Source organism: Streptosporangiales bacterium (assembly GCA_009379955.1).
In the GTDB taxonomy this organism is placed as follows: domain Bacteria; phylum Actinomycetota; class Actinomycetes; order Streptosporangiales; family WHST01; genus WHST01.
Window position 1 is genome coordinate 21706 of record WHST01000043.1, and the last position, 23702, is coordinate 45407.

Below are 23702 nucleotides of genomic sequence, written 5' to 3' on the forward strand. Positions count from 1 at the left end.
CGATCTCCTGGTCAGGTCGCCGGCGTGGCCGCTGCGGCGGTGTAGCGGCTCGCCGGTCGGGTGAGGCCGAGCAGGCCCCGCAACGTGCTCTGCTCGTAGTGGCGCCGAAAGGCATCGCGGGCCTGGAGCGCCGGCACGAGCCGTTCGGTGAGGGCGGTGAGGTCGTGCGGGAGGACGCCGGGCCGCAGCCGGAAGCCGTCGACCCCCACGCGCCGCCACGTGGTGAGGAGATCGGCGAGCCGGTCGGCCGTGCCGACGAAGACCGCCGCGTCGGACGCGTACTCCGCGCCGTCGAGCTCGTCGAGAAGCGCCTTGCGCCGTCCGGCCGTCTCGTCGTCCGTGTCGACGAACACCACGAGGTCCACGAAGACGCGCAGTGGCTCGCCGTCTCGACCGGCCGCGCGCTCGGCGTCGCGTACCGCACTCACGGCGGCGTCCGCCTCTTCGATGTCGTGCGGGGTCACGAACACGACGTCGGCCGCCCGCGCGGCGAGCAGGTACGCCGCCTCCGCATGGGCGAGTGCCGTGACGACGGGTTGCCCCTGTGGTGGTCGTGGCGTGATGGAGGGTCCCCGCACACTGAACCAGTCGCCGGCGAAGTCGACGTAGTGCAGCTTGTCGCGGTCGACGAATCGTCCCGTCGTCACGTCTCTGATCACCGCGTCGTCCTCCCAGCTGTCCCACAGCCGGCGCACCACCTCGACCGTGTCGGCGGCCTCGCCGAACAGCTGTGTGATCGCACGGACTGTCTCGGGGTCGTGTCGGCGTTCGTGATCGATCGGCGGGATCCGGCGACGGCCGAAGTGTGCCGCCTCCGTGGCCGAAGCGGACACCTTGACCTGCCAGCCGGCGCGGCCCTTGCTGGCGAAGTCGAGCGTCGCCAGCGCCGTCGAGACATGGAACGGCTCCGTGTGGGTGGTGGTCACGGTGGGGACGAGGCCGATGTGCGACGTGAGCGGCGCCACCCGCGCCGCCAGGAGTGCGGCGTCCAGCCGTCCGCGCACGTGGTCGGTGCGATCGTCGACGCCGTCGCGCCTGGACGACCGCGGTCCGAGGGAGTCCTCGATCGTGACGAAGTCGAGCGACCCACGCTCGGCGGTCGTGACGAGGTCGCGCCAGTAGTCGGCGGTGAAGAGATCGCCCGGCCTGGCACCCGGCGAACGCCATGCCGCCGGATGCCAGCCCGCGCCGTCGAGAGCGACAGCGAGATGAAGTGGAGTTGAACGTGTCATGGCATGGGTCTCCCGCATGGAGGATCGTCAGGGAAGAACGGAGTACCCCGCCGCCCGGCGCTGGCGGCTACCGACGTGTGTCGACGACGACCGTGCGGGCGCGGGTCAGCGACGACACGACGATGTCGTGATCAGGAGCAGGTCGAGGTGGAGCCTGCGGTACCGGTCGCCGCGTTCCCAGCGCCCCGGCGTCGAGACGACGCCGGCGCGCTCCGCATCAGTGTGTGTGTCCACGACCAGACCCCGACTCTCGACAGTGGCGCTCGTGACCTGCTTCCAGGTAACCACGCTCACGGGTAATCGGCAACACCAATCGGCTTAATAGGGATTGATGGTGTACGGCCGTCGTGCACTCGGTGTGAGGGATGAGTCTCAGCTCTCGATACCGACCTTGATAGTCGGCTAGTCCTATGCAAATACTTGAGATGTGCCCGTGCAGCGACTCTTCACTCTGCGACGCGTGATCGACCTCGTGCGCGTCGCCAGCTCGCTCTGTCACAGCTGAGGGTGCGCGGCGCCCGCGGGTAGGCCACGGCCGCCCTCATCGCGTGAGAGACCAGCGATCCCTGACTCATCGTGGGTGACGTCGTCGACGTCGCCTACCTCACCATGCACCGGCACACGGTGCGGCCCGTCATCGACCTGCGAGGTGCGACGAGTTGTCGACACACACTTCAGGACAGCAGCTGCACGCTCTTCTCCATGACGACGGCGAGGTCGCCGTCGTCGACCTGAGGTCTCCGCTCCGTCACGAGAACGGTCACATCGCCGCCGCGTCGAACATCCCCTACCAGGTGCTCGAGCACCGGATCGTGGCGGCGGTGCCTCGTCGTGACACGCCGGTCGTCCTCGCCGGTGAACCCAGGCTGGACGACAAGGGAGCGCGGATGCTCGAACGTCTCGGGTATCGCGATGTGCATCTTCTCGACGGAGGTCTCGAGGGCTGGCGGCGCTTCGGCGGCCGCATCTACACCGGCACCAACGTGCGCAGCAAGGCGTTGGGGGAGTGGGTCGAGCACCGGTTCGCCACCCCGACGGTCGACGCGGAGACGCTGCGGAAATGGCAGGAGACCGGTGAGGACGTCGTGGTGGTCGACAGCCGCACCACGCAGGAGTATCTCCACCACCACATCCCCGACGGGCTCCACTCCGGCGGCGGAGCGGAGCTCGTCTACCGCATCGCCGAGGCGGTGCGAGACTCCGACACCCGTGTCGTCGTCAACTGCCAGGGACGCACGCGCGGGATCGTCGGCGCGCAGTCACTGATCAACACCGGGCTGCCGAACGCGGTCTTCTCGTTGCGCAACGGCACACCGGCGTGGGAGCAGGCCGGGTTCACACTCGCCACGGGTGAGGGCGAACGTATCGGCGTACCCGCGGAGCTTCCGCCGGCCACGGTGGCCTGGGCGGAACGTGCCCTTGCGGGTCTCGGCGTCGAGACGCTGGAGCCCTCCCGGCTGCATGCCCTCCTTCGCGACCCGGCGACGACGTACCTCCTCGACGTCCGGACTGCCGAGGAGTACGCCGCCGGGCACCTGCCGGGCAGCGTGTCGACGCCGGGCGGGCAGCTCGTCCAGGCCGCAGACGAGCACATCGTGGTGCGCAACTCCCACGTCGTCCTGGTCGACTCACCCGACCGGATCCGGGCAGCGAACACGGCTCACTGGCTGCGGTACCTCCATCGCGGACCGCTGTCGGTCGTCACCTCGGACATCGGTGTCAGCCCGGGCGACTGGGGATTCACGGAGGCGAGCCCGCCGGCGGTAGAGCGAGTGGCCTGGCCCGAGCTCGCCGAATGGTTGGCCGACGGATCCGACCTGCGCGTCTTCGACCTGCGGCACTCGGATGCCTACCGCGCCGGTCACATCGAAGGGTCCGTGCACGCCCGCCGGGAGACGCTCGACCGGCTGGTCGCCGAGGACGACACGGGAACGATCGTCCTCGTGGGTGACGCGACCTTCGCACCCGAGTACGTGGCGGCCGACCTCTCCCGCGGCGGGGCGAACGTCAGGGTCCTGGACGGCGGCGTCGCGGCTGTCGAGGACGAGCTGACGCGACACGTCCCCGTCTTCGCCGGCGACATCGAGGACACGGTGGGTCCGCCCGACGTCGGACCCGAGCGGGAGGCGTGGTATCGCGACTACTTCGCCTGGGAGCTGTCGTTGCTGGAGCAGACGGCCGGCGACCCGCTCTTCGACTTCGACGGCGCCTCCCCATGACCGCGCCTCCCGTCGCCGAGTCGCCGCCCACCTCGTCCCCGAGCTCCAGCGCCGCGGCCTGTTCCACAGGGAGTACGAGTCGTCGACGCTGCGGGGAAACCTCGGGCTCCCGCCGATGTAGGGCTGCGACGGGAGCCGAGGGACTGGCCGAGGAGGATGCCGGCGAGGACGAGCACCAGTCCGCCGAGCTGTTGCAGGGTAAGCGATTCCGCGGCGATGACGGTGCCCAGGAGCACGCCGGTGACGGGGTTGAGCAGCCCGACGAGTCCCACCGTCGCGGCGGGTAGGTGGCGCAACCCGGCGAACCATGCGGCGAAGGCGAGCGCGGTCGCGACGACGGTGACGTAGCCGAACGCGGCGATCGTCGTGCCGTCCAGGACGGGCGGTGATCCTTCGACCGCGAGAGCGAACGGCACGAGTACGGCTCCTCCGGCGATGAGCTGCCACGAGGTCAGCGACAGGACGTCGATGCCTGCGCTCCATCGCTTCGCCAGGATGTAGCCCACGGAAGACATCACCATGGCCGCGAGTGAGGCGAGCACGCCCCACTCGTTCACGTTGGCCACTCCGGTGAGCAGCATCAGGGCGACACCGGCGATGCCGATTGCGGCGCCGGCGAGGGGCAGCACCCGAGGGCGCTCGGCCAGCAGCGCCCAGGCGAGCAGCATCATCATCATCGGAGAGGTCGCCATGACCGTCGAGGCGATGCTCGTCGCGAGCAGCTGCGCGGCCAGGTAGACCAGGGCGAAGAACGCTCCCATGTTCAGCGTGCCGAGGATCAGCGACTTCCACCACCACGACCCGCGTGGCAGCCTCCGGCTCACCGCCAGGAGCAGCAGTCCTGCCGGCAGCGCCCGGAACACCGCCCCGTACAACGGGTACTCCGCCGGGAGGAACTGATGGGTGACGAAGTAGTTCGACCCCCAGGCGACGGGTGCGATCGCGGTGACCAGCGACCATCGAAGAGTAGCTTCCATGGAAGGTATTGTACCTGCCGGGGAAGCTACAGTGGGTCTCGTGAACGCCTCTCTCGACCATGTGGCGCGCATCCAGGCCGAATGGGCCCGCGAGCGCCCGGACCTGGACGTGCGCCCGCAGGGCGTGATCGGGCGCCTGCACCGGCTGGCCGGCCACCTCACCGAGCAGCTGTGCGTGGTCTACCAGCGGTTCGGACTCGGTGAGGGAGAGTTCGACGTCCTGGCCGCTCTCCGGCGCGCCGGCAAGCCGTACGAACGCGCTCCGGGTGAGCTCGCCCAGTTCACGATGGTCACGACCGGTGCGATGACCAAGCGGATCGACCGGCTCGAACGCGACGGGCTGGTCACCCGCCGCCAGAGCGCGAGCGACGGCCGCGGCCGGGTCGTCGCGCTCACCACGGCGGGCAGGAAGCTGATCGACCGCGCCTTCGCCGAGCACATGCGCAACGAACGGCGACTGCTCGACGACCTCACGCCGGATGAGGCCGCACAGCTCGAAGCGCTGCTGACCACCTGGCTGGCGCGCCTCGAGACGCCGCACCCGGCGAAGCCCTGAACCGTCTCTCGCCGCTCAGCAGACGGTGTCGCGTGGCTTGGGGTTGGGCAGGCCGAAGAGCGTGCGGCTGCGCAGGCCCACCCAGGTGCCGGCCAGGGCGGCCAGGCCCCAGACCCAGCCGTGCAGGCTGCCGGAGGCGATCCCCGCCAGGTACGCCCCGATGTTGCAGCCCGCGGCGAGCCGCGCGCCGATGCCGAGCAGGATGCCGCCGAGGAACGCGCCGAGTGCGGTCCGCCAGGGGATCCTGCGATGCAGCGTCCAGGCTCCCGCGGTGGCCGCGGCCACCGCGGCGCCCAGCATGATGCCGATGTCGGTGAGGCTGGTCTTGTCGGCGAGGATCGGGGCCGACAGCATGTCCGCCCACATCGGCTGTTGCCAGAAGGCCCAGGTCTCCGGGTGGAGGCCCAGCGTCTGGAGGAGCTTCGACCCCCAGAGCGCGAAGGCGCTCGTCACGCCCCAGGCGCCGCCGGACACGAGGAGGACACCGCCCCCGAGAACGCTCAGGACGACGGCACCGACCGCGAGTGGCCACGATCCCCTTATCGCCCGCGCGATGCCGCGGGCGCTTGGCACGGTGTCGACCGGTGGTGGCACCCGTCGTCGCTGGACGTACCTCGACGCGAGGACGATCACCGCCAGGACGCCGATCGTGATCGCCCACGACCCGAGCCACCCCACGTGCTCGGCGAGGACGAACGGTGGGAGCGCGGGCAGGTCGCGCACGAGCGGCCACTGCCATGCGAACAGGACGGATCCGACGACGAAGCCGCCGAGGGTCAGCACGATGGCCGTCTGGCCGGAGCCGACGGCGAACAGGGTGCCCGAGGCGCAGGCACCGGCGATCTGCATGCCCAGGCCGAAGAGGAACGCGCCGAGGACCAGGGCGATGCCCAACGGCCCCGCGGACGGTTCGGGCTGACTGCCGAACAGGCCGGTGCCGGTGCCGATGAGCAGAGCGAACAGCGTCGCCGTCGTGCCGAGTAGCACGGCATGAGCGCGCAGGCCCGTGCCGTTGCCGACGGCCACCAGCTGCCGCCAGGCGGACGTGAAGCCGAACCGCGAGTGGAACAGCGCGAGTCCGAGACCCAGGCCGAGCAACAGCAGCACACCCGGCTTGGTGCCGTGGACGGCCCAGACGTACGCGACGAGCGCGGCGCTGCCGACGAGTGCGATGCTCAGCGGAATCGTGTTGGGGGGAGCGAGCGGTGGAGCCGCGGGTGGCGGTGACGACGTCGGCGCCGCGGCCAGCCGACGAGACGGTGCGGACGTGGGAGTAGTGGACACACGGGCCTCCGGTCGAGAGCGAACGTACTGCGGCTGATCCGTCGGGTCAGCAACACAGCTCGTCGTCGACCAGGGCAAGCGTCACGGCGAACAGAGCAAGGCACAGGCCGCTCGGCGTGACGCGCATGCCCTCAGGATAACCGGCCCCGAGCACCGACGACCCCGAAATCGACCGCCGCGGGTCCTGGTGGCCGTGTCAATCTGTCGGCACGTAGTGCAGCAGCCTCATGGACGTGGTGCGGCGGACGGCGCGTCGGTCGGCGAGCACGTCGAGGTGGGCCTTGGTCTCCAGCACTGCGAGCATTCGGTTGAACGGGTCCAGGTCCTCGAGCTTGCGTTCCCTGCGGGTCCAGTGGAGGCCCTGTGCCACGTCGTGCACGGTCTCCGTGCCCGCGCGGACCAGGTCGAGGGTCAGCTCCAGCCGCTCGGCGTGGTGTTCCAGCAGCTCGTTCACCCGCTGGTGCGTGCTGTCGGTGACGGGGCCGTGCGCGGCGGCCAGCTTGCCGTCGGGGAGGTCGCGGGTCTTGCGCAGGGAGGCGAGGAAGTCGGCCAGCGGTAGGGGAGTGACTACCGGCTCGAAGCCGATGCTCGGCGTGATCCTGGGCAGCACGTGGTCGCCGGCGAAGACCAGCCCGGCCGCGTCGTCGTGGAAGGTCACGTGTCCGGCGGTGTGGCCGGGCGTGCGCACGACTCGCAAGGTACGGGAGGTCAGCTCGATCGTGTCGCCGTCCTCGAGCCACAGGTCCGGGTCCTGCCAGACGGCGTAGGGCAGCCCGTGCCCCACCTGTTCAGGGTCCAGCTCGCCCACCAGCGAGGCCGCGCCGCACGCGGGGAGCGCGCGCAGCTGTGGCTCGATGCCGTACACCCGTGACGTCCGCACCGCGGTCAGAGACCCGCGCTCGCCCGCGCCCAGGCTCACCGGGGAGCCGACCTCGCGGCGCAGGGCAACGGCGTTGGTGTAGTGGTCGCGGTGCACGTGGGTGGCAAGACACCGGCGCACATCGCCGAGGTCGTGGCCGAGCGTCGCCAGCCCTTCGGTGAGCTCCCGTCGCGCAAGCGGACCGTACTGGCCGGGGTCGACGAGCACGACGCCTGACCCGTCCTCGATGACGAACGTGTTCACCGCACGCAGGCCGTCGTCGGGGAGCGACAGCGGGATCCGGTGGACGCCTTCGGCCACCGGATAGACGCCGGGCTCGTCCCACGCCTCAGCCGCCATCGGACCCGTTCTCGTCCTCGACCAGGCAGAGCACGTCCCCCCGAGCGCTGGTGTCACCGACACGTACGGACAACCCGCGGACCACGCCGGAACGGTGCGCGGTCACCGGGTTCTCCATCTTCATCGCGTCGACGACGGCGACCAGCTCGCCCTCGGTCACCCGCTGTCCCTCGGTCACCGCGACCTTCACGACGGTGCCCTGCATCGGTGTCGCGACCGCGGTGCCGGTCACGATCGCCCCGCGGTCACGTGCCGCCTGCTCGCCCGACTCGGCACGGATCCGCTCGCCGACCTCGCCGAGTGTGCGCAACCCGGGTAACGGCACCCGCAGGGCGCGGCCGCCGACGTACACGGTGACGACGACGCCGTCGTCCTCGACCGGCGGCCGGTACGGCTCGATGCTGCCGTCGAACTCCGTCTCGATCCACCGGGTGTGCACGGCGAACCCGTGCTCGGCGGTGAACGCGGGATCGCGTACCACGGCGCGATGGAACGGCACCACGGTCGCGATGCCCTCGACGGACAGCTCGGCCAGAGCACGCCTGCTGCGCGCGAGTGCGGTGTCGCGGTCCTGGCCGGACACGACCAGTTTGGCCAGCAGCGAGTCGAACTGCTCACCGACGACGGTGCCGGACTCGACCCCGGAGTCGACCCTGATGCCGGGGCCGTCGGGTACGTGGAACCGGGTGATCCTGCCGGGCGTGGGCAGGAAGCCGTTTCCCGGATCCTCACCGTTGATCCGGAACTCGAAGGCATGTCCCGCCGGTCGCGGGTCGTCCGACAGGGACAGCCGGTGCCCGGCGGCGATGCGGAACTGCTCGCCTACCAGGTCGATGCCGGTGGTCTCCTCGGTCACCGGATGCTCGACCTGCAGCCGCGTGTTGACCTCGAGGAACGAGACCGTGCCGTCGGCACCGACGAGGTACTCCACCGTCCCCGCCCCGTGGTAGCCGGCTTCCCGGCAGATCGCCTTCGCCGAGGAGTGGATGGTCGCCCGCTGCTCGGCGGAGAGGAACGGGGCAGGCGCTTCCTCCACCAGCTTCTGGTGCCGCCGCTGCAGGGTGCAGTCGCGCGTGCCGACGACCACCACGTTGCCGTGCTGATCGGCGAGCACCTGTGCCTCGACGTGGCGTGACCTGTCCAGGTAGCGCTCCACGAAGCAGTCGCCACGCCCGAACGCGGCGACCGCCTCGCGCACCGCCGAGTCGAGCAGGTCGGGGATCTCCTCGAAGGTACGCGCCACCTTCAGTCCGCGGCCGCCACCGCCGAACGCCGCCTTGATCGCCACCGGCAACCCGAACTCGCGTGCGAACGCCACCACGTCGTCGGGTCCCGACACCGGGTCCTTCGTGCCAGGTGCCAGCGGTGCGCCCGCCCGTGCCGCGATGTGCCGTGCGGTCACCTTGTCACCGAGGTCACGGATCGCCTGCGGTGACGGGCCGATCCAGGTCAACCCCGCGCCGAGCACCGCCTCCGCGAAGTCCGCGTTCTCCGACAGGAACCCGTAACCGGGGTGCACGGCGTCAGCTCCGGTGGCCTTCGCCACGTCCAGCAGCTTGTCGGCGTCGAGGTATGTCTCCGCGGCGGTCGACCCGTACAGCGAGTGCGCCTCGTCGGCCAGCCGGACGTGCGGCGCGTCGCGGTCCGTGTCGGCGTACACGGCGACGCTGGCCAGACCGGCGTCCGCGCAGGCCCTGACCACCCGCACTGCGATCTCGCCCCGGTTGGCCACCAGCACCTTGTCGATCTCACCGGTCACCGCGGCCTCCTCCCGTCGGGCGCAGGCTCGGTGGCGGTGACTGCGGGCAGCACCTCGGCGGCGAACCGGTCGATCATCGAGTCGAGCTCCGCGATCGGGCAGGCGGGCGCGAACACCATGTCCCGCGCACCCGCGTCGGCGTACTCCCCGATACGCCGGACCACCTGATCCGGCGTGCCGTGCACCAGGAGGTCCGCGAGCCCGGTGAAGTCCTGTCGGTATACGCGGCCCACCTCGGTGACCGCCGCCCTCCGGGCGTACGCGGCATCGCTGTGCACGGCAGTCCAGCAGTACACCGCGCCACGCACCGAGTCCGGCGTACGACCGAGGTCTGCGGCCCGTTCGCGCACCGCGGCCAGGCTGCTGGCCAGCCGTTCCGGCCGCACCAGGTACGGCAGCCACACGTCTGCGTACCTGGCGGCGCGCCGGATAGCCGCCGGGCGCCGCCCGCCGACCCACACCGGCGGGCCCGGCCGCTGCACCGGCACGGGGTCCAACGCCTGGTCGGTCAGTGTCGTGAACCGACCGTGGTGCGTGACCCGCCGCCCGGTGAACAGCGCCGCCAGCAGGTCGAGCGCCTCGTCGGCCCGCTCGCCACGTTCCGCCACGGGTACGCCGATCGCCTCGAACTCCGGCGGGTACTCGCCGCCGACACCGACGCCGAGCTCGAACCGGCCGTGCGCGACGCGGTCGAGGGTGGCCGCCAGCTTGGCGGCCAGCGCGGCGGGGTAGGCGGGCAATATTGTCAGCGCGCTGAGCAACCGGATGCGCTCGGTGGCGCCCGCGGCCGCGGCGAGCGTGACGAACGCGTTGGCGGTCGGGCCGTGGAAGAACACGTGCTCGCCACAGCAGAAGTAGTCGAACCCCAGCCGTTCGGCGCGCCTGGCGAACCGGACCACGTCGGACTGGTCCTGGCCGGGCGGGAACATCAGGCCGACCCGCATCAGCCATCACCCCCACCGGGTGCGCGCGTGCCGGTCATACCGGGCTCACCGCATGGTGCCGGCGACGGCCGGAACGCTGCCAGCCGGACGCGGCGCGCAACCGGCTGAGCAGCTCCTCGCGCAGCTCGCCCGGCTGCACGACGGCATCCACCACCAGCTCGCTGCCCATCCTGGCCAGCGAGAAGTCGCCGGCCTGCTCGGCCACCCGTGCGCTGACGAACGCCTCCCGCTCGGCCGGGTCCTCGATGGCCGCGATCTTGTTCGCGTACACCGCGTTGGTCGACGCTTCCGGTGACATGGTGCCGATGGTCGCCGTGGGCAGTGCGATCGTCACCCGCGGCTCGAACCCGGGCGCGCACATCGCGTAGAACCCGGCCGCGTACGCCTTGCGCAGCACGACGGTGAACTTGGGCACCTCGGCGCTCGCCATCGCAGTGATCATCTTCGCGCCGTGCCTGATGATGCCCTGCCGTTCCACGGCCACGCCGACCATGAAGCCCGGCACGTCCTGCAGGAACACCAGAGGGACGTTGAACGCGTCGCACAGGGAGATGAACCTGGCCGCCTTGTCGGCCGAGTCCACGAAGATGGCGCCGCTGCGTACGGACGGCTGGTTGGCGATCATGCCGACGACCTGCCCGTCCAGTCGGCCGAACCCGGTGACCAGCTCGGTCGCCCACGTCGACTTGACCTCGAAGAAGCTGCCCGCGTCGACCAGCCGCAGGATCACCTCGCGCACGTCGTACGCGGTGTTGGGGTCGAGCGGGACCAGCCCGTCCGGCCAGCTCTCCAGCTCCGGCGCGGCACCGGGCATGGTGGGCGGCGTGGACTGCCAGCTGTCCGGCAGGTACGAGAGCAGCAGCCGGGCGGCGGCGATCACCTGCCAGTCGGAGTCGAACACCTCGTCACCGCAGCCGGACACGGTCGCGTGCATGACCGCGCCGCCCATCTCCTCCAACGTGGTCCGCTCGCCGGTGACCTTCTCGGCGATCCGTGGGGAGGCGAGGTACATCGAGGCATGGCCGGCGACCATGCCCACCCAGTCGGTGAAGGCGGGCATGTACGCGCCGCCGGCCGCGGACGGTCCGTGCAGGCAACAGATCTGCGGCACCCGGCCGGACAGCTTCACCTGCAGGTTGAAGATCGCCGCGGCGCCACGACGGCCGGAGAAGAACCCGAGCTGGTCGGTGAGCCGACCACCGGCGGAGTCCACCAGGTAGACGACGGGCAACAGGTCGCGGTCGGCGCGTTCCAGGATCCGGATCTGCTTCTCGCAGTTCAGCCTGCCCCAGGACCCGGCCTTCACCGCGAAGTCGTGCGCGATCACCGCGACCGGCCTGCCCTCGACTGTGCCGACGCCGGTGAGTACGCCGTCGGCGGGCAGCCGGTCGCCGGTGGCGTTCGCGAGGAGACCGTCCTCTACCCAACTGCCCGGGTCGAGCAGCAACGCGATCCGCTGCCGTACCGGCAGCTTGCTGGTCCAGCGTGACGAGTCGGCGCCGGCCAACGCCGCCGCGGTCGCGGTCTCGGCCTCGGCGATTCCGGCAGCGACCCGCTCCGCGGTGGTGTCCGTCGCCTCGGTCATGACTGCCCTCCCGTACGTCTTGCCACCAGCGTCTTCAGGCTGGCGGCGAGCACCGTCTCGTCGCGCTGGTTCAGCACGGTGAATGCGGACGTGACCACGCCGGTGTCGTCGTCTCGCCGGGTCTTCTCGGTGACCTCGGTGCGCACGCGCAGGGTGTCGCCGATCCTGGTGGGGGTGACGAACCGCAGCCGGTCGATGCCGTAGAACGCCTTCATCGCCTCCGGCCAGAACGTGACCAGCCCGAGCGCCACCGACAGCACGAGCGCGCCGTGCGCCACCCGGCCGCCGAACACCGGGTCGGTCTCGGCGTACGTGACGTCGGTGTGCGCGGGATGCCAGTCACCGGTGAACATCGCGAACGTGACGAGGTCCGTCTCGGTGATGGTGCGTGCCCGGCTCAGGTGTGTGTCGCCCACCGAGAGCGCGTCGAAGTAGTCCGTGATCATGCCGGCGCCTCCCGCGGCTTTCGGTACATCAGCCCGGTGCGGCGGCACTCGCACACCAGCACGTCATCCTGGTTGTGCGCGCGATGCTCGAACACCACGACGCCCGCCTCGGCGCGCGACTTCGACGGTCGCGCGTCGACGACCTCGCTCTCCACCCGCACGGTGTCTCCGGTGAACACCGGCGCGGGGAACCGCACGTCGGTCAGGCCGAGCTGGGCGACGATGGTGCCCAGGGTGAGCTCGGGCACGGACAACCCGACCACCAGCGCCACGGTGAACATGCTGTTCACCAACGGCTTGCCGAACTCGGTGCGCGCCGCGTACTCGGCGTCCAGGTGCATCGGCGCCGGATTCATCGTCATCGTGGTGAACAGCACGTTGTCGGTCTCGGTGACCGTACGCCGGGTGGCGTGCCGTACCACGGTGCCCACGGTGAGCTCCTCGAACCACCTGCCGGACACCGGACGCCCCGGGTCGATGCTCATTCCGCGGTCACCTCCTCGCGGGCGGCGGCGTCCATGTCGCGGCTGCCGGTGGCGAGGTCACGCCGGCTCACCAGAAGGACGCTGACCAGCGATACCGCAGACACCACACAGACGTACCCGGCAACGGACATCGACGTGCCGGTGGCGGCGATCAGCGACGCCGCCACGAGCGGGGCCACGGCCCCGCCGAGCAGCACGCCGAGCTGGAACGACATGGACGAGGCGCTGAACCGCACGCGGGCGTCGAAGAGCTCGGTGATGAAGGTCGCCTGTGGTCCGTAGGAGACGCTGAACAGGACCGCCCCGACGACGTAGGCGAGCAGGATCAGCGGAACACTGCCGCTGTCGATGGCGAGGAACGTCGGGAAGATCCACACGCTCATCGCGGCGAGCCCGATGAGAATCATGGGCCGGCGCCCGCGCCGCTGGGCCAGTGCACCGAAGTACGGCAGCGCGGCCACCGCGACCAGCGCCGAGAGCAGGACGGCGACGAGCATGGTGTTGCGGCTCACGACCTCCGCCGAGGCGGCGTAGGACAGGGCGTAGGTGTTGACGACATAGAAGTAGGCGCCGGTGCTGATCATCGAGCTGGTGGCGAGGACGATCTGCTTCGGGTACGTGCGCAGTGCCTCGGCCAACGGCACCCGCGCGGCCTGCCTGACCCGCGTGACCTGCTCGAACACGGGCGTCTCCGCGAGCGTGAAGCGGACCACCATGCCGATGGCGACCAGCACGATGCTCGCCAGGAACGGGATCCGCCAGCCCCAGCTCAGGAACGCCTCCTCGGGCATCTGCGCGACGAGGAAGAACCCGCCGGTGGCCAGGAACAGCCCGGCCGGCACCCCGATCTGCGGGAGGCTCCCGTAGAAGCCACGCCGCCGGGGGCTGGCGTACTCGACGGCGGTGAGTACTGCCCCGCCCCACTCGCCACCGACTCCGAATCCCTGCACCAGCCGCAGCAGTACGAGGATCAGCGGCGCCGCAACGCCGATCGAGGCGTAGGTAGGCAGCAGGCCCATGAGGAACGTCGCCACGCCCATCATCGACAGCGACAGCACCAGCATCTTCTTGCGGCCCAACCGGTCGCCGAAGTGTCCGAGGACGATTCCGCCCAGCGGGCGCGCGACGAACCCGACCGCGAACGTGCTGAACGCGAGCAGCGTCGAGGCGACCGGGTCGGCGCTCGGGAAGTACAGCGGGCCGAGGACGAGAGCGGCCGCCGACCCGTACAGGATGAAGTCGTACCACTCGACGGTGGTGCCGACCACGACGGAGACGGCAACCCGCCGCATCGGCGGGGCGGTGGTGGTGAGCTGGGTACTCGAACGTCTCGTCATGACGGGTCCTCCTCGACCTTCGTCAGCGGCCGGCCGGGTGTCGGCGCATCGGCCCGTGCAGTGCCGGCCCGCCTGCCGGAAACCGGACGGCCGTGGTCATGGTGCGACCGCGGCCGGTGCGGTGGGCCGGAAGTCCGGGCCACGTCCCTCGGCGAACGCGGCCAACCCCTCTCGTGCGGTCGCGCTGCCCAGGTGGTCGAGCAGCGCGTCCCGTTCCTCGGTGACCGCCCGCGCCGGTTCGACGGCGCGAGCGTTGGCGTGCAGGCGTTTCATGAGTGCCAGAGCGTCCGGGCCGTGCCTATCCAGCCGGGCGACGAGCGCGTCGACTGTGGCGTCCACGTCCGCAGCGGGGACCGCGTGGCTGACCAGCCCGAGCCGTGCCGCGGTACGGCCGTCGATCATCTCGCCGGTGTACAGCAGGCGGCGCGCCTGCATCGGGGGCAGCGCACGGGTCAGTCGTACCGAACCACCCGCGCCGGGCACCAGCCCGTACTCGAGATGCCGGTCACCGATCGTCGACGTCTCGCTGACCACGGCGAGGTCGCAGGCCACCAGGATCTCGCAGCCGCCCGCCACGGCGTACCCGTCCACCACGCACACCGAGACGAACGGCGCCGCCTCGAGCCGGTCCAGGGTGGCGCCGATGGACGTGATGTAGCAGCGCAGCGCCTCCGGTTCGTCCACCACGGCGAGAAGGTGCTTCAGGTCGGCGCCGGCGGACAGTGTCCCGTCCACGCCGCGCAACACCACGACGCCGCACCCGGCCTCGAGCGCGACGTCGATGGCGGCGTCGAGACCGGCGACCACGGACGGGCTCAGCGCGTTCCTGGCTTCCGGTCTGTTGATCGTGACCCGACCGACCGACCCGTCGATCTCCACCAAGACGGCGCCGCGCGCCGATTCCTCATCGGCGGATGACAATGCCCGCTGCCTCCCTGTCCCACAGGTTGCCGAGCCGCTGCGCCGCGTCGGTCTTCAACTTGTACTTCTCGATCTTCTCGCTGGGTGTCTTGGGCAGCTCGGCTATGACGGCGAGGTACCGCGGCACCATGAAGTACGGCAGCTGCTCGCCGCAGAACGCGATGATCTCCTCGAACGTGATGGTGGCGCCCGCGGCGGGCACCAGGTACACCATCACCTCGTCCTCGCCGAGCTCGGACGCCACCGGGACGGCGGCCGCCTCGTGCACGGCCGGATGCCTGCAGATGGTGGTCTCCACCTCGTACGCGGAGATGTTCTCGCCACGCCTGCGGATGGCTTCCTTCTTGCGGTCGGAGAAGTACAGGTACCCGTCGTCGTCCACCCAGCCGCGGTCACCGGTGTGGAACCAGCCGCCCCTGTGTGCCTCGGCAGTCTCCTCCGGCATGTCGTAATAGCCGAGCATGGTCATGCCGGGCTCGGCCGGCCTGATCCGGATCTCCCCGACCTCGCCCGTCGGCACCTCGACCCCGCCATCGTCCACGATCTGCACCGCGACGTCGTCGCGCACCCGTCCGGCGGACGGCACCTTCTCCGCGGGCTCGTCAGGACCGAACACGGTGATCGCGCAGTTCTCGGTCATCGCGTACACGGAGGTGACGGTGATCCCGTAACGGTCGAGGAAACCGCGGCTCAGCTCGCGCGAGTTGGGGACCATCATGCAGATCCGTGCGTGGTGCTCGCGGTCCGCGGGTGACGGTGGCTGCTGCCAGACGATGTTGGCCATCGCGCCGAGGCAGTTGAACACGGTCGCCTTCGACTCCCGGATCTGCGACCAGAACCGGCTCGCCGAGAAGTGTGGGTACAGCGCCACCGACGCCTCCGCCCACAGCGCCGCGTACACCGTGTACCAGATCGCGTTGCCGTGGAACACCGGCAGGCACGTGTAGAGCACGTCGTCCGGCCGGTAACCGTTGATCGAGCTCATCTGGTGACCGACCGCGTGGCCCTGGGACTGCGGGCAGATGGCGCCCTTGGACGGCCCCGTGGTGCCCGAGGTGTAGAGGATCAGGTGCGGGTCCTCGGCCCGTACCGGCTGGGCCGGCTCGGGCGCGGTGCCGGGGGAGGAGCGGAGCGCGGCCAGCGGGTACGTACGGACACCGTCCGGCAGGCCGGCCGCGGTCAGTGCATCCGCGTCGACGTCGTGACCGAGCACGGTGCGTACCGCCGGCACCCGGCCGAGTACGTCGACCAGCCGCGGCAGCAGTGACCCGTCCACGCACACCATCACCGAGTCGGACTGGTCGAGGAAGTAACGCAGCAGCTCACCCTTCGCCGCGGTGTTCAGCGGCACCGCGACAGCCCCGAGCTTGCCGAGGCCCCACAGGGCCCAGAGAAGCTCCGGGCAGTTGGGCAGGAGGAGAGCCACGTGGTCACCCCTGCCGACGCCGAGGGCGGCGAACCCGTTCGCGTACCTGTTGGTCAGCTCGTCCAGGTCGCGGTACGTGTACGTGCTGCCCTGCCAATGGAGGAACGGCCGGTCGCCGACGGTCGCCGCCTTGTCCGCCAGGATGCGAGCCGTGGTCCGGTCGCTGACGTCGTAGTAGCGCATGGTGGCTCCGCCTTCTGCTCTCGACCGCGACCGTAGCCGTCCTGGCGGAGAGCGTCAACAAACACTTGTTGGCTAGCCGTGCCATGCCGTTCATCGTCGCCCGCGCGTGGTGTGTAATGGCCCGATGACCGACCGCGCCGCAGGTAGCCACGACTACGTCGCCCCGATCGTGCAGACAGCAGCCGAGCTCTTCGCCCGGCAGGGTTACCGCGGCACGTCGATGCGGGACATCGGTAGGGCGGTCGGCGTCCATGCGGGCAGCCTGTACGTGCACATCGCGGGCAAGGAGGACCTGCTCGAGGCGATCGTGTTCCACATCATGGAGCGCTCCGAGCAGGACATGACCGAGGTGCTCGCGGCGGGCGGCACGGCGACCGAGCAGCTCTACGGGATCGCGGTCAGGGACCTCAAGCTGATCGGTGAGAACAAGGAGTTCGCCACCGTCTTCTTCCACGAATGGCGGAACCTCGGCGAGGACCGTCAACAGAAGGTCATCGCCACCCGGGACCGCTGGGAGGCGAACCTGCGGGGCGTGTTCGCCCGCGGGATCGCCGCCGGCGAGTTCCGTGACATCGAGCCGCGGATCGCCGGCATCGCACTCACCAGCATCCTGAACTGGGCGTACGTCTGGTACTCGCCCGACGGCGGCCTGTCCACCGACCAGCTCGCGAAGCGGTTCGTGGACATCGTGATCAACGGCGTTCGGGCATCTGGGAGTGGCGAAACCGACCTCGGCTGAGCCGGCCTACGTCCCTCGATCGACCGGTCTCCCCGCACGCGCTTCAGCACCATGCAACAACTGTTTGTTGACTCGCTCGGTCAGATGTGGTTCGCTCCCTGCACCCCGCGCGGACCTGCGCAGAGGAACCCAGCCTCGGGGCGCGGCATCGTCGTGCGCCGAGGCGCGGCCGCGAAGGAGCGGATATGCCATTCGTCCCGGCTTCGGACGGTGTCCTGTTGCACTACTCGTCCACCGGCGCCGGCCAACCGATCGTCCTGGTACACGGTTGGACCATGAACGGCCGGTTCTTCAAGAAGAACATCGACGCGCTGGCCGTCGACCATCAGGTCATCACCGTCGACTCGCGCGGCCACGGCCGGTCGGGCAAGGAGCTGGTGCACCTGACCATGGAACAGGTCGGCCGTGACGTCGAGACGGTGCTGGCCGCGCTGGACCTGCACGACGTGGTGCTCGCCGGTTGGTCGATGGGCATGGCCACGGTCTACAACTACCTCGATCAGTTCGGCACCGAACGGCTCGCCGGGATCGTGGACGTCGACATGACCCCGTGCCTGTTCGCCGACGACGACTGGCCGCACGGCGTGTTCGGCAACCTGAACGCCAGGAGCTCGCTGGACGTGCAACGGCAGATGATCGCCGACCGCACCGGGCTGATGGAGGGTCTGATACCGGGCATGTTCGCGGCCGGGTCCGCCCCCGATCCGGAGACGGTCGCCTGGTGGTCCGACGAGTCGACGACGGTGCCTGACCTGACCGCGTTGGCGCTGTGGGTGTCGTTCTCCAGCCAGGACTGGCGACCGCTGCTGCCGTCCATCGATGTGCCGGTGCTGCTCGCGCACGGGCGGAGGAGCCAGATCTACCCCACCCCGGTGTGGGAGGCGCTCGCCGAGCTGATCCCGCAGACCTCGCTCGCCCTGTTCGACGACAGCGGCCACTCGCCGTTCTGGGAACAGCCGGAAGAGTTCAACACCGCGGTGCTCGACTTCGTCAAGGCGCTCTGATCGCACGTCGAAGCAGGACCAGGCGCTGCCGTGGACGTCCAGGTGCAGTCGCTGTCGTGGTAGACCGCCGCGATCAGTGCCGTGCACCCGACGGCCGGGTGTCGCTACCGCACAGCTGACCCTGCCGGCGTTCCGGCCGCATCCGGGTCACGTCACGCGGCTGGTACCGGTGTGACCAGTGCACCGAGATCAGCGACGACGCCACACCCAACACCATCACCGCCACCAGGAGCAGCATCGTCAACATCGCGCCTGACATGGTCGGACTCCTCTCGTCTCGTTCCTTCACCTGTCAGGCTCGCAACAGGGACCATGTACGTCCAGGTTGACTTGTTTACCGATGTTGTTAAGCATGGCCTACATGATCGACATGCGCAGACTCCGTGTCCTGCGGGCCGTCGCGTACCACGGCACGGTCACCGCCGCCGCCAAGGCGCTGCACTTCACGCCGTCCGCGGCGTCGCAGCAGATCCGGCAGCTCGGGCGGGAGCTCGGTGTGACGCTGCTCGAGCCGAACGGCAGGCGCGTGCGGCTCACGCCCGCCGCGCGGAGCCTGCTTGCGCACGCTGACGCGATCGAGGCGCAGTGGGAGCGGGCGGAGGTCGACCTGCGTTCCGCCGACGACCAGCCGGCCGGGCTGCTGCGCGTCGCCGGCTTCCCCGTCGCCGTCTCGACGTTGCTCGCGCCGATGACCACGGCGCTGCGCGCACGGTATCCGCGGCTCACCGTCGAGATCAGGGAGACCGAGCCGAAGGACAGCTTCGACCTGCTGTTCGAAGGCGCCGTCGACCTCGCGATCGTGGAGGCCACCACGAACAACCCGCCGCCGTCCGACGTACGGTTCGACCAGCGGCCGCTGGTCGACGACACCTTCGACCTGGTCGTCCCTGCGACGCATCGCCTCGCCGGCCGCGACACCGTGGACCTCGCCGAGACCGCAGACGAGTGCTGGATCGCGCCCATCCCGCAGAGCACCTGCCACGGGCATGTGTTCTCCGCATGCAGTGCCGCCGGGTTCACGCCGAACGTCGTCCACCGCGCACTCGAGTGGAACGCGATCGCGCACCTCGTCGCGTACGGTCTCGGCTTCGCGCTCGTCCCGCGGCTCGCATACCTGGCGCCACACCTGCCGATCGTCCGCGTACCACTCGGCGACGGCGCGCCGCGCAGGAAGCTGCTCACCTGCACCCGCGGTGGGGGCCACCAACACCCGGCAGCAGCGGCCGCGCTCGACGAGCTGCACCGCCTCGCCCCCGCCGTAGCAGCGGACGCCTCGCCCGGGGGGATCGATCGGTCCGAGGTGAGAGTATCGAAGGACCATGAGCACTCCGAACAATCCCACTCAGCGACACGCGCTGGTCACCGGCGCCAACAAAGGAATAGGGCTCGCGGTCGCTGAAGGACTACTCAGCCTAGGGATGACCGTGTTCCTCGGTGCTCGCGACACCTCCCGGGGTACGGCGGCCGTGGCCGCTCTCGTCGCCCGAGGATTTGACGCCCGCTTCGTCCGACTCGACGTCACAGACCACACGTCACTCGACGCGGCGGCGGACGTGATCGCTCGTGACGTCAGAGAACTCGACATTCTCGTCAACAATGCCGGCATCCTCGTCACCCCTATTCGCCTCCCGAGTGAGACGTCCGTCGACGAGATCCGCGCAACTTACGAGACGAACGTGTTCGGCGTAGTGGCGGTCACAAACGCGATGCTGCCCCTCCTGCGCAGATCATCCGCCGCGCGCATCGTGAATCTCACGAGCGACCTCGGTTCTCTGACCCTTGCGTCGACCGATGAGAACTTCCCTCAGCTGCTGGCCTACAACTCCTCGAAAACTGCCCTCAATGCCATCACCGTCACGTACGCGAACGAACTGCGGTCCGAGGGGATTCTCGTCAACGCCGTCTCTCCCGGATCCGTCGCCACCGACCAAAATGGACATGCTGGCGTTCTCACCACCGAGCAAGGCGCCCGGTTACCCATCCGGATGGCCACGCTTGCCTCCGGTGGGCCTACCGGAACCGCTGTCACAGCAGACAACGACCTGAATCACCAGCTGCTGGCGTGGTAACCGGCTGGCCGAGACGGACAGGTTGTAGTAGGAAACGCAGTACGGAGGTGGGCGATGAAGCCAGATCAGGTCACCGCAGTACTCAACGACCCGGTGGCGCAAGAGCTGTTGGCGTCGACGATTCCGGCCCGATTCGCCTATGCGGCCGGGGACGGTACGCCGCGCGTGGTGCCGGTCGGTGTGTACTGGGACGGCTCCCGGATCCTGTCTGCGACACCGACGAACGCACCGAAGCTGCCGGCGCTGCGGGCGAATCCGTCGGTCGCACTGACGATCGACACCAACGTGCCGCCGCAGAAGGTGCTGCTGGTACGTGGCCGCGTCGAGATCGAGATCGTCGACGGCGTGCCCGACAGCTACCTCGCCGGCGTGCGCAAGTACGTCACCCACGGTGACAAGGACGAGGCATGGCTGGTCGAGTTCGAGCAGGGCGTCCGCGCACTGTACGACCAGATGGCGGTCCTGACGACCACCCCGGTCTGGGCGAAGATCTTCGACTTCGAGACGCGGATCCCGAGCCCGGTCGAGGAGTTGGCGCGCCAGAAGTTCGGCCCGCCTGCGTAGTCGACCGCACGATCACGCATGCTCACGAGGAGACCTCCTCGGGGCTCTCGCCGACGTCGTCAGCCGGACTCGCACCTGCGGCCAGCAGCCGCTGCCCGAGCACGCGCGCGGCTTCCCGGAGCTCGGGGCATCGCACGATCCGGTACGACGCCGGGGCCGCCGCGAGTTGCTCGGCGTACCACGTCGGGTTGCTGGTGCTGCCGACCAGGCGGGTGGTCTCGGCGTCGAGCGGCTCGAGCCGTCCGAGGGCGCGGCGGACGCAACGCGCCACGATGTCGAGTGGCGCGTCGATGATGACCTCGACGTCGTACTCCCACCCGACGGCGAGGTGCTCCTCGAGCATGGCGACCGGGTCGAGGTCGGCGGGCGGGCTGCAGGCGTCGTCGAGGACCTCGACGGCCGTGACCCGGTCGATCCGGTACGCCCGCCGGGCGTCCCTGGTGTGCGACCGACACAGCAGGTACCACCGGCCGTGGCGGACGACGACCGCCCACGGGTCGACCTCCATGACCCATTCCGATCCGGCCTCGGAGCGGTACCCGAGCCGCACCTGCCGGTGGTTCGAGCAGGCCTGCACGAGGGTGGTCGTGGTCCCGGGGTCGGGCCGGGCGGCGGCGCGGTCGGGGGCGGGCGCCGTGGTCCGGCGGACCACCTCGACCCGGGCGGCCACCGGCTCCGGGAGTACGCGCACGAGCTTGCCGAGTGCGCTGCCGACCGGGCCGGTGGAATCGCTCGCGTCGTGGTGGCCGTCGAGCACGGCCATGACCAGGCCGAGACCCTCGGCGGCGCTGAACATCAGGGGCGGGAGCCGGACGCCGCGGCCGAGGCGGTAGCCGCCGTAGGGCCCACGGACGGACTCGATCGGGATGCCGGCCTCACGGAGGATGCCGACGTAGCGTCGGGCCGCCCGCGCCGAGACGCCGAGCTTGTCGGCGAGCCTGTCCGCGGTGATGCCGGGGCTGCCCTGGACCAGTTCGAGCGCGAGGAGGGCCCGCGCTGTGGGACTCGCGTCGGGTTGCACGGCACCCCCCAATCCGGAAGCAGAACGTCCGGAACGGAGCGTAACGTGCCGCGCCGCCGACCTGATCCGGCAGGCCGTCGAGGGCGTCATCCGGGCCGCGTTGACGCGGTCGCGAGGTGCGACGCACCCGGTCAGTGGGGGATCAGCGGGACTGCCGAGGCGCCGACGACGGCGAGGAGGGTGATGGCCGCGACGGTCGCGACGAGCAGGCGGGGTCGGAAGACGCGGGTGAGGAGGACGAGTTCGGGGAGGCTGAGGCTGGCGGCTGTGATCATGAAGGCGAAGGTGGCGCCTACGCCGACCCCGGCCTCGCGGAGCGCCCAGCCCAGGGGTGCGAGTGCCTCGGTCGGCAGATAGAGGGGTGCTCCAAGAACTGCTGCCGCCGGGACCGCGAGCGGTGCGCCGGATCCGGCGAGACGTGCGATCAGGTCGGTGGGCGCGTGGTCGGCCATGGCGACGCCGACGGCGCAGGTGATCGCCAACGGTACGAGTAGCTGCCGCATCTGTCGCAGGGCGAGCCGGACTGCCTGCGTGGCTTCCCTGTGCCAGCCCTCCCATGGAACGTCGTGTGTTCGTCCTGCCGCGGGTGACGGCTGATCCTGGTCTGACGTGCGCGTGTCGGAGGCGAACACGCGAGGGTGGACGAGCCGCTCGAGGTGGAGGCGTTCGGCGAGATGCGCGATCACGATGCTGGTGACGCTCAAGAAGACGGTGAACCAGACCGCGACCCAGAACCCGAACAGCCAGCCGAGTGCGACGACGAGAACCGGGTCGAGGACGGGTGAGGCGAGGAAGAATGCGGCCACCGCTGAGGTCCGGACGCGGGATCGCAGCAGGCTGAGGAGGACCGGTATGGCCGACCAGCTGCAGAACGGCGTGACGATCCCGAACACCAGCCCCTTGAGTGGCGCGGTGACGCTGTTGCCGCCGGCCCACCGCCGCAACCGGTGCTCACCCACGAGCCTGGTGCCCAACGCGGTCACCGCGGTCAAGGAAGCGAAGAGGACGAGCGTCCCGCCGAGCAGGAGCGCGAACTTCCCGAGGAGAGAGATCAGTCGCTCTGCCTGCGCCATGGCGGTGTCACGTCGGTGTCGGGCAGCGGGAGGGTGCCGGCCAGCGTGCCCATGATCTGTTCCGCGGCTTGAGGGAACTGCTCGATGCAGGCCTCGTTCACGAGGTACCAGCTGGCATTACCCGAACGGTCGACGAGGACGAACTCGTCGGCGAGGAGCCGCTGCAGGTGGACCGACGCGGTCGACTGGGCGATGCCGACTGCGCCGGCGATCTCGCCGACCCTCATCGGTCGCAGCTCGCACGCGAGCAGGTGGAGCACCTGCAGTCGGGTGGGGTCGGCTACACAGCGAAACCACGACGCGTAGACCTCCGCGGCACGCCTGTCCAGTAGATTCATCGTCCATCGACGATACACGATGAATGGTGCAGGGGTTGAACGTCAGTACGCCTACCGGTCGCACGCACGGCACGATCACGCACAACCCCCCGAGACTGGTTCGCGTCTGGGTTGTCAGTGCCAGACGTGGCTAGTGTCCTGCGTCGCCTGGCACTGAATCGTCAGGAGGCTCGCCGCCCGCACCGTTTGATCACGTGCACGTGATCAACGTGGACTTCACCTCGTGCCGGGACGAGGTGAAGTCCATGTCGGTGAGGTGAAGCTCCACCGACGACCCTCGCAGCGCACCCGTGAACGGCACCCTCACCATGCCCCGACACG

The 23702-nt window shown here is 69.9% G+C and carries 23 protein-coding genes; 7 read left to right on the forward strand and 16 right to left on the reverse strand.

Features of this window, described 5'->3' with window-relative positions:
* Positions 1-11 precede the first annotated feature (11 nt).
* The gene (locus tag GEV10_14670; protein ID MQA79698.1) at positions 12-1232 is read right to left on the reverse strand and encodes an LLM class flavin-dependent oxidoreductase; all 1221 of its coding nucleotides are present in this window, start codon (positions 1230-1232) and stop codon (positions 12-14) included.
* 659 nt (positions 1233-1891) lie between these two features.
* Between GEV10_14670 and GEV10_14675 the strand changes: the two genes are divergently transcribed.
* Entirely contained in the window at positions 1892-3451 is a 1560-nt protein-coding gene (locus GEV10_14675; protein MQA79699.1) for a sulfurtransferase, read from the forward strand.
* On the opposite strand, the gene GEV10_14680 is transcribed toward GEV10_14675, so the two are convergent.
* A complete protein-coding gene (locus GEV10_14680; GenBank protein MQA79700.1) occupies positions 3373-4428 on the reverse strand; it encodes an EamA family transporter in 1056 nt (351 codons plus the stop codon). The two genes, GEV10_14675 and GEV10_14680, sit on opposite strands and share 79 nt — an antisense overlap.
* Here GEV10_14680 and GEV10_14685 point away from each other — a divergent pair.
* Positions 4427-4984: a MarR family transcriptional regulator gene (locus tag GEV10_14685; protein ID MQA79701.1), complete on the forward strand. Its 558-nt coding sequence runs from the start codon at positions 4427-4429 to the stop codon at positions 4982-4984. The genes GEV10_14680 and GEV10_14685 overlap by 2 nt on opposite strands.
* A 15-nt stretch (positions 4985-4999) precedes the next feature.
* Here GEV10_14685 and GEV10_14690 read toward each other — a convergent pair whose 3' ends face one another.
* From GEV10_14690 to GEV10_14735, 10 genes are all read right to left on the reverse strand, one after another.
* A complete protein-coding gene (locus GEV10_14690) occupies positions 5000-6268 on the reverse strand; it encodes a YeeE/YedE family protein (protein MQA79702.1) in 1269 nt (422 codons plus the stop codon).
* A gap of 196 nt (positions 6269-6464) precedes the next feature.
* Positions 6465-7487 carry an MBL fold metallo-hydrolase gene (locus GEV10_14695; GenBank protein MQA79703.1) on the reverse strand — a complete coding sequence of 341 codons (1023 nt, stop codon included), beginning with the start codon at positions 7485-7487 and terminating at the stop codon, positions 6465-6467.
* The gene (locus GEV10_14700; GenBank protein ID MQA79704.1) at positions 7477-9234 is read right to left on the reverse strand and encodes an ATP-grasp domain-containing protein; all 1758 of its coding nucleotides are present in this window, start codon (positions 9232-9234) and stop codon (positions 7477-7479) included. The genes GEV10_14695 and GEV10_14700 overlap by 11 nt, the downstream gene beginning before the upstream one ends.
* Positions 9235-9242: 8 nt before the next feature.
* Complete coding sequence (locus tag GEV10_14705) at positions 9243-10190, reverse strand: LLM class flavin-dependent oxidoreductase (protein MQA79705.1); 948 nt, start codon at positions 10188-10190, stop codon at positions 9243-9245.
* A gap of 34 nt (positions 10191-10224) precedes the next feature.
* A complete protein-coding gene (locus GEV10_14710) occupies positions 10225-11775 on the reverse strand; it encodes an acyl-CoA carboxylase subunit beta (protein ID MQA79706.1) in 1551 nt (516 codons plus the stop codon).
* Positions 11772-12221, reverse strand: a complete 450-nt coding sequence (locus tag GEV10_14715; GenBank protein MQA79707.1) for a dehydratase — start codon at positions 12219-12221, stop codon at positions 11772-11774. The genes GEV10_14710 and GEV10_14715 overlap by 4 nt, the downstream gene beginning before the upstream one ends.
* Positions 12218-12706 (reverse strand): MaoC family dehydratase, encoded by a 489-nt coding sequence (locus GEV10_14720; protein MQA79708.1) that lies wholly within the window; start codon positions 12704-12706, stop codon positions 12218-12220. Before GEV10_14720 ends, GEV10_14715 begins: the two co-directional genes overlap by 4 nt.
* Positions 12703-14043 carry an MFS transporter gene (locus tag GEV10_14725; GenBank protein MQA79709.1) on the reverse strand — a complete coding sequence of 447 codons (1341 nt, stop codon included), beginning with the start codon at positions 14041-14043 and terminating at the stop codon, positions 12703-12705. Before GEV10_14725 ends, GEV10_14720 begins: the two co-directional genes overlap by 4 nt.
* 96 nt (positions 14044-14139) lie before the next feature.
* Entirely contained in the window at positions 14140-14964 is an 825-nt protein-coding gene (locus GEV10_14730) for an enoyl-CoA hydratase/isomerase family protein (protein ID MQA79710.1), read from the reverse strand.
* A complete protein-coding gene (locus GEV10_14735) occupies positions 14948-16573 on the reverse strand; it encodes an AMP-binding protein (protein MQA79711.1) in 1626 nt (541 codons plus the stop codon). Before GEV10_14735 ends, GEV10_14730 begins: the two co-directional genes overlap by 17 nt.
* Before the next feature lie 124 nt (positions 16574-16697).
* On the opposite strand from GEV10_14735, the gene GEV10_14740 reads away from it, so the two are divergent.
* Together GEV10_14740 and GEV10_14745 are read left to right on the forward strand one after the other, a co-directional pair.
* Positions 16698-17312, forward strand: coding sequence for a TetR family transcriptional regulator (locus tag GEV10_14740; GenBank protein MQA79712.1), 615 nt, complete (start codon positions 16698-16700; stop codon positions 17310-17312).
* A gap of 185 nt (positions 17313-17497) precedes the next feature.
* The gene (locus GEV10_14745) at positions 17498-18316 is read left to right on the forward strand and encodes an alpha/beta fold hydrolase (protein ID MQA79713.1); all 819 of its coding nucleotides are present in this window, start codon (positions 17498-17500) and stop codon (positions 18314-18316) included.
* Positions 18317-18389: 73 nt separating this feature from the next.
* Here the strand turns inward: GEV10_14745 and GEV10_14750 are convergent, their stop codons facing one another.
* Positions 18390-18575, reverse strand: a complete 186-nt coding sequence (locus GEV10_14750; GenBank protein MQA79714.1) for a hypothetical protein — start codon at positions 18573-18575, stop codon at positions 18390-18392.
* Positions 18576-18668: 93 nt separating this feature from the next.
* On the opposite strand from GEV10_14750, the gene GEV10_14755 reads away from it, so the two are divergent.
* Genes GEV10_14755 through GEV10_14765 form a run of 3 tightly spaced genes read left to right on the forward strand, consistent with a single transcriptional unit; the run spans position 18669 to position 20949 of the window.
* Positions 18669-19715 (forward strand): LysR family transcriptional regulator, encoded by a 1047-nt coding sequence (locus GEV10_14755; protein MQA79715.1) that lies wholly within the window; start codon positions 18669-18671, stop codon positions 19713-19715.
* Positions 19636-20385 (forward strand): SDR family NAD(P)-dependent oxidoreductase, encoded by a 750-nt coding sequence (locus GEV10_14760; GenBank protein ID MQA79716.1) that lies wholly within the window; start codon positions 19636-19638, stop codon positions 20383-20385. Before GEV10_14755 ends, GEV10_14760 begins: the two co-directional genes overlap by 80 nt.
* Before the next feature lie 54 nt (positions 20386-20439).
* A complete protein-coding gene (locus GEV10_14765) occupies positions 20440-20949 on the forward strand; it encodes a pyridoxamine 5-phosphate oxidase (GenBank protein ID MQA79717.1) in 510 nt (169 codons plus the stop codon).
* A 22-nt stretch (positions 20950-20971) separates the two neighbouring features.
* Here the strand turns inward: GEV10_14765 and GEV10_14770 are convergent, their stop codons facing one another.
* The 3 genes from GEV10_14770 to GEV10_14780 form a co-directional block, all read right to left on the reverse strand.
* Positions 20972-21970: a WYL domain-containing protein gene (locus tag GEV10_14770; GenBank protein MQA79718.1), complete on the reverse strand. Its 999-nt coding sequence runs from the start codon at positions 21968-21970 to the stop codon at positions 20972-20974.
* A 131-nt stretch (positions 21971-22101) separates the two neighbouring features.
* On the reverse strand, positions 22102-23043 hold the full coding sequence (locus tag GEV10_14775; GenBank protein ID MQA79719.1) for a hypothetical protein: 942 nt from the start codon (positions 23041-23043) through the stop codon (positions 22102-22104).
* Positions 23022-23381 (reverse strand): metalloregulator ArsR/SmtB family transcription factor, encoded by a 360-nt coding sequence (locus GEV10_14780; GenBank protein ID MQA79720.1) that lies wholly within the window; start codon positions 23379-23381, stop codon positions 23022-23024. Before GEV10_14780 ends, GEV10_14775 begins: the two co-directional genes overlap by 22 nt.
* Between the last annotated feature and the right edge of the window lie 321 nt (positions 23382-23702).